This is a genomic window from Lysobacter enzymogenes (assembly GCF_017168095.1).
GTDB lineage: Bacteria > Pseudomonadota > Gammaproteobacteria > Xanthomonadales > Xanthomonadaceae > Lysobacter > Lysobacter enzymogenes_D.
In genome coordinates, this window is record NZ_LXSD01000324.1 from 1 (window position 1) to 5178 (window position 5178).

At 69.4% G+C, this 5178-nt stretch carries 7 protein-coding genes and 2 pseudogenes; 2 read left to right on the forward strand and 7 right to left on the reverse strand.

The window, feature by feature from the left end:
• Positions 1-377 (forward strand): HNH endonuclease (locus A7A76_RS11465; RefSeq protein ID WP_206411304.1); only part of this gene is annotated, 377 nt, incomplete at its 5' end.
• A gap of 145 nt (positions 378-522) precedes the next feature.
• Here the strand turns inward: A7A76_RS11465 and A7A76_RS11470 are convergent.
• The 5 genes and pseudogenes from A7A76_RS11470 to A7A76_RS26535 form a co-directional block, all read right to left on the reverse strand.
• Positions 523-1053 (reverse strand): hypothetical protein, encoded by a 531-nt coding sequence (locus A7A76_RS11470; RefSeq protein ID WP_206411305.1) that lies wholly within the window; start codon positions 1051-1053, stop codon positions 523-525.
• Positions 1054-1174: 121 nt separating this feature from the next.
• A complete protein-coding gene (locus tag A7A76_RS11475; protein ID WP_206411306.1) occupies positions 1175-1702 on the reverse strand; it encodes a hypothetical protein in 528 nt (175 codons plus the stop codon).
• A 433-nt stretch (positions 1703-2135) separates the two neighbouring features.
• The gene (locus A7A76_RS11480; RefSeq protein WP_241200875.1) at positions 2136-2873 is read right to left on the reverse strand and encodes a pseudouridine synthase; all 738 of its coding nucleotides are present in this window, start codon (positions 2871-2873) and stop codon (positions 2136-2138) included.
• Positions 2870-3073, reverse strand: a complete 204-nt coding sequence (locus A7A76_RS26530) for a DUF6053 domain-containing protein (protein WP_428995129.1) — start codon at positions 3071-3073, stop codon at positions 2870-2872. The genes A7A76_RS11480 and A7A76_RS26530 overlap by 4 nt, the downstream gene beginning before the upstream one ends.
• Before the next feature lie 17 nt (positions 3074-3090).
• Positions 3091-3204: pseudogene (locus tag A7A76_RS26535) on the reverse strand (DUF6053 domain-containing protein); the annotation flags it as partial.
• On the opposite strand from A7A76_RS26535, the pseudogene A7A76_RS26540 reads away from it, so the two are divergent.
• A pseudogene (locus A7A76_RS26540) lies at positions 3158-3295 on the forward strand (DUF6053 domain-containing protein); the annotation flags it as partial. The pseudogenes A7A76_RS26535 and A7A76_RS26540 overlap by 47 nt on opposite strands.
• A gap of 57 nt (positions 3296-3352) precedes the next feature.
• On the opposite strand, the gene A7A76_RS11485 reads toward A7A76_RS26540, so the two are convergent.
• On the reverse strand, positions 3353-3877 hold the full coding sequence (locus A7A76_RS11485) for a hypothetical protein (RefSeq protein WP_232518327.1): 525 nt from the start codon (positions 3875-3877) through the stop codon (positions 3353-3355).
• 470 nt (positions 3878-4347) lie between these two features.
• A partial coding sequence (locus tag A7A76_RS11490; RefSeq protein ID WP_206411307.1) for an OmpA family protein occupies positions 4348-5178 on the reverse strand: 831 nt, incomplete at its 5' end.

Sequence of the window (5178 nt, forward strand, 5' to 3'; positions counted from 1 at the left end):
TGCGCCGCCGCCTGCTGCTGGCCGCGCGCACCGACGCGCTGGCCGCGCTCGACGGCGACACCTGGCGCAGCCGCTGCCTGCACTGCCGCCGCGCCCTGGCGCTGCGCGCCGACGGCGAGGCGCTGGGTTCGACCTCGCTCGAACACGTCGTGCCCAGCGCCTGGTTCGGCCGCCGCGCCGCGGCGGAGCTGACCGCGCGCGTAGGCTTTGAGCCCGACGACCCGCGCAACCTCGCCCTCGCCTGCGCCCCGTGCAATCACGGCAAGGGCTGCAGCCACGACGCGCGCGGCCCGGGCGACGAGTGCGCGCGCGAGGTGGTCGCGGCCTTGCTCGATGCGCGCCTGATGCGTTGGCGCGAGCCCGAAGCGGGCGATTGACGCGGGCCGCGAGCGGGCCGGGACGCATCTGCCGACCGGTTGCAACAAGCACACCGAAGCCAGCCCATCGAAGCCAGCCGGTCCAAACGAATGACGGTGACCGGGCCGACCGCATCGGCCCGGTCCACGCAAGCGGCCGCGGCGGTTACTGCTGCGCCGCGATCATCGCCTGCTCGAGCTGGGTCATCTTCAGCGTCAGCTGGCTCAGGCTCTGGTCGGCGAGCACCAGGTCGAGCTGCGAGGTCGGCTGCAAGCTCAGGATCAACAGCCGCGTCTGCAATTGCTGGGCCAGGCTCTTGGCCACGTCGCTGTAGCTGATCGCCTGCTGCTGCGCCGCGCCGTTGAGATACAGGCCGTTGTCGAACGTGTGCTGGTTTTCGGTGCGCAGGCTCACCAGATTCGAGACCATCTGCTGCGCCTGCACCTTGGCCAGCGTGAACGACACCCCGGCGGGCGTGGGCTGCCCCATCTGCAGCTGCATCTTGGCGATGGTGTAATTCTGCTTGAGCGCAGTGAAGTTCTGCTTGGCGATCGCGAGCCGTTGATCGGCTGCGGCCGGATCGGCGCTGGCGCCGTGGGCGAACAGCATCAACAGCGTCAGCGCGGCGGCGCGCAAGGCGGCGAACGGCGCGCTCGCGCGCGGGCGGGCGGCGGACAGGGCAAGCGTGTGCGACATCGTAGGTTCTCCTGGTCTGGAACGGGCGGCGATGCCAGTCGCGTCAGCGAGCGACACCGGTGCGGCGGCAATGATCGAAACAACCGGCGCCGGCGGGCCGCGGTCGCCGGCGCCGGATACGTCAGGCCTCGCTCATCGCCCGTTCCAGATCCCGCATCTTCGCTTCGTACAACTGGAACTGCATATCGAGCAGGGACCGGGTGATCTGCGACGGCGGCCGCTCCATCTGCAGCGTCAGCAGATAGCTCTGGATCATCTGCATGCGCTGGCGGGCGACGGTGCAGTACGAAATCGCGCGCTCCAGCGCCTGCAGGTCGTTGTACTGCCCCGCCTCGCGCGAGTTGCGCAGTTCGCTGCAGAGCTGGGCCATCTTGGCGTTGATCGCGATCGCTTCCGAATACGCCATCGACAGACTGAACTGCGCCGCCTCGACGTTGCCGGCGTTGAGATACATGTTCACGTACACCATGTGCGAATCCAGCACGGCGCGCTGGGTGCGCACCACCTGCATGAATTGCTCGGCGCGCACCGGATCGGCCTGGACGCCGGCGCTGAACAACAACGCCGCGGTCAGCGCGAACGCGCGCAAGGCGGCGAAGAACGTACCGGCGCGCTGGCGCGCGGGAACGGCGGTCGACATCAACGACATGGGATTCTCTCCTTGAACGGGGAACGGGGCATGGGTTCGCCTGCGAGCCGTTGCGGCAGCGCGCGCCGCGCGGATGCGCGCGCGCCCCTGCGACGAACGCGCGCAAGCGCGCACGCGGCCGAAAGCGTGTATGCGGCCGGGGGGCCGCGAGCGGTCGAGCTTGTCGTAATCCGGCCTGCGCGCGGGGCGAGGCCCGGGCCGGCGTGGCACCTCCTTGTTTTCGCGCCGTCTTCCTGTTCGCGCCGGCGGATCGCACACGCCGGCGCCGACGGCGCCCTGCCCCGACTCTAGCCGCGGCAAGTCGCGGCGACTGGTACTGGAGTCGGATTTCCGAGCCGCTGCGCGCGCGATGGCGCGGCGCGAGCGCGAACTGCGTCGGGTTTCTCGCGATGGCGTGCGCGGGCGCGCAACGGCGGGGACGCAGCCTCAGGCGTCAACGCAGCTTGCGCAGATCGTCTTCGTCCAGCACCCGCCACCGGCCCTTGGGCAGTTCGCCGAGCGGCAACTCGCCGATGGCGACCCGGACCAGCCGCAGCGTCTCCAGCCCGAACGCGGCCAGCAACCGGCGGATCTGCCGGTTGCGCCCCTCGTCGAGCACGATCTCCAGCCAGGCGTTCTTCTCGCCGCTGCGCAGCAGCCGCGCCGACTTGGCGCGCAGCCGCTCGCCGTCGTCGTCCACGCCCGCTTCCAGCGCGCGCAGCTGCGCTTGGTCGGGAATCGCATCGATCTGGACGCGATAGGTCTTGTCCGGCCCAAGCTCGGGATCGGTGATGCGCGCGGCCCATTGCGGGTCGTTGCAAAACAGCAGCAGGCCTTCGCTGGCCTTGTCCAGCCGCCCCACCGGCGCCAGCCACGGCAGCGGCGCGCCGTCGAGTTCGGCGCCGTCGAAGCAGCGGTAGACGGTGTCGCGACCGCGCTCATCGACGGCGGTGGTGACCAGCCCGCGCGGCTTGTTGAGCATCAGATAGAGCCGGCGCGTCTCGCCGAGCTCGGCGCCGTCGACGCGGATGCGCTGGCGGCCTTGCACGATCACGAACTCGGGATCGCGCACGATCCGCCCGTCCACCGACACCCGCCCCTGCGCGATCCAGCGCGCCGCCTCGCTGCGCGAGCACACGCCCTGCTTGGACAGCACGCGGGCGAGGCCGTGACGGGGCGGGGTCTTGTTCAAGGCGGGTCCGGGGATTCCAACGCAGGCGCAGCGGCGCCGCGCATTATCGCAGCCGTCGCCGAAGCGGTGGTCGGTTTCTTGCGCGCGCGCCGGCCAGGCCGCTCCCGCAGCTGAGTTGTGGGAGGGATTTCTGTCCCGACACTTTTGTTGCGCGACGCCGCGAACCGAGCCGAAAGCGTCCAGGCCGAACCTCCTTCCACAGCTGTGTTGTGGGAGGGACTTCAGTCCCGACGCTCTTGTTGCGCAACACCGCGAACCGAGTCGAAAGCGTCCGGGCCGAAGCCCTGCCACAAAAACCAAAGCCTCTCCCTCGCCCGCCATGGTTTCGCACAAGCGCGCATTTTCGCGATCGCCGCGAATCGACACGCGCGGCGATCTGGCACAAAAGCATCGGGGCTGAAGCCCCTCCCACAGCAGCCGGCGAAACGAAAACGGCCGCGGGCGAAGCCGCGGCCGTCGTCGTTCGCCGCGGGCGCGGCTTACTTCTTTTTCTTGCCTTCCTCGGCCTTCGGCGGCTCGGCCTCGGCGACCGGCGCGGGAGCCGCGGCGGCGGCGCCCGGCGCGCCCTTGGCCACGCGCACGCCCTTGGCCTTCATCCAGGCGGCAAACTCGTCGGCAGTCATGCGCTTGCCGCCCTGGCTCATGTCGAAGCGCCACGGAGTGTTGTCGAATTCGGTCTGCGGCTTGTAGGCGGCCGGGTCGTTGGCCGAGGGCATGCCGGTCGAGGCCGGGGTGGCCTTGGCCACGGTGCAGGCGTCGAGCTTCATGCGCAGCAGCACCTGGTCGACCGACAGCGCTTCGTCGAGCGCCTGCGACAGCACGCCGGTCGGCGCGCCGAGCTGATGCGAGGGCGCGACCAGTTCCGGCGCCACCGGCGCGATCAGGGTCGGCTGCACCGGTTGCGCGCGCGAGGCGGTCAGCGCGGCGCAGTTGGCGGCGCTGGTCTGCGCCTGCGCGGATGCGGCGATCAGGATCAAGGACGTGGCGGCAAGCAGTCGGCGCATAAGGACTCTCTCCAGGTCGGCGCGGGCGCAACCGGCGAAGGCGAAGGCTCGCCGCGCGGTCGTCGGTGCGCGCCAGTGTAGGCGGCCCTGGCGGATCGGACAACCCGCAAAATCAGGCATTTATCGGCTTTTCTTATGAATGGGCCGAACTGCGGGATGCAAGCTCGTGCGGCGCATCGGATCGCCGCCTGTCGCCGGCACGAACGTCGCGCTACGCCGGCGGAGCCATGCGCTCTTGTGGGAGGGGCTTCAGCCCCGAGGCTCTTGTTTCAGATCATCGCGATCCCAGCCCAAGAGCTCAGCGCAAAAACAAAAAAGCCGCGGTCTGAAACAAGAGCCTCGGGGCTGAAGCCCCTCCCACAAGAGCAGATACCTCTTATCCAAAAATTGCGGCCACAAAAAAGGAAGCCCGGCGCGAGGCCGGGCTTCCTGGTCTTGCCGCGTGCGCCGCGAACGGCGCGCGCTGCCGCTTAGTTCTGAGCGTTGAGCTCGGTGCGGCGGTTCTTCTCGCTCTTGCAGCCCGGCAGGGTCTGCGGGGTCTGCTCCAGCGGACGGCTCTCGCCGTAGCCGACCGGACCCGCCAGGCGACCGGCGTCGACGCCGTTGCTGGTCAGGAAGTCGTACACGGCCTTGGCGCGGCGCTCGGACAGCTTCTGGTTGTACGCATCCTTACCGCACAGGTCGGTGTGACCGGCGACTTCGACGCGCAGGCTCGGGTTGCGCTTCAGGATCTCGGCGGCCTCGTTGAGGATGGCCACGGCGTCCGGACGCAGGGTCGCCTTGTCGAAATCGAAGTTCACGCCCTTCAGGTCGATCGAGACCGGAACCGGGCAGCCGTCCGGACCGATGGTCTGGCCAGCCTGCGAGTTCGGGCACTTGTCGTCGCAGTTGTTCACGCCGTCGCCGTCGTCGTCCTTGTCGGCGCAGCCCTGCTCCACGACCGGAGCCGGAGCGACCGCAGCGACGGGTTCCGGACCCAGCGGCACCACGATGCCGACCGAGGCCAGCACGTCGCCGAACCAGTCTTCCTTCGGCGCGTTGACGCTCTGGTCGTCGAAGTCGGCGCGGTAAGCCAGTTCGGTGCGGATGCCGACGCGGCCCAGGTCGCCCTGGATACCGACGCCGACCTTGGCGGCGAAGTTGCCGTCCTTGCGGTTGCCCGGCGACAGCGGCGACGGAATGAAGTACTCCTCTTCCGAACGCTGGTAGCCGATGCCCGCCAGGATGTACGGGTTCCAGTTGCGGCCGTCGGTCACGAAGTGGCGGCGCAGGTCCAGCGAGATGCCGTACTGGCTCCAGTT

What these genes read in the sequence shown, in the direction of transcription:
- A7A76_RS11470 (WP_206411305.1), bottom strand. Translation starts at nt 1,053, where the DNA reads ATGTCGCACACGCTTGCCCTGTCCGCCGCCCGCCCGCGCGCGAGCGCG.
- A7A76_RS11485 (WP_232518327.1), bottom strand. Translation starts at nt 3,877, where the DNA reads ATGCGCCGACTGCTTGCCGCCACGTCCTTGATCCTGATCGCCGCATCC.
- A7A76_RS11475 (WP_206411306.1), bottom strand. Translation starts at nt 1,702, where the DNA reads ATGTCGTTGATGTCGACCGCCGTTCCCGCGCGCCAGCGCGCCGGTACG.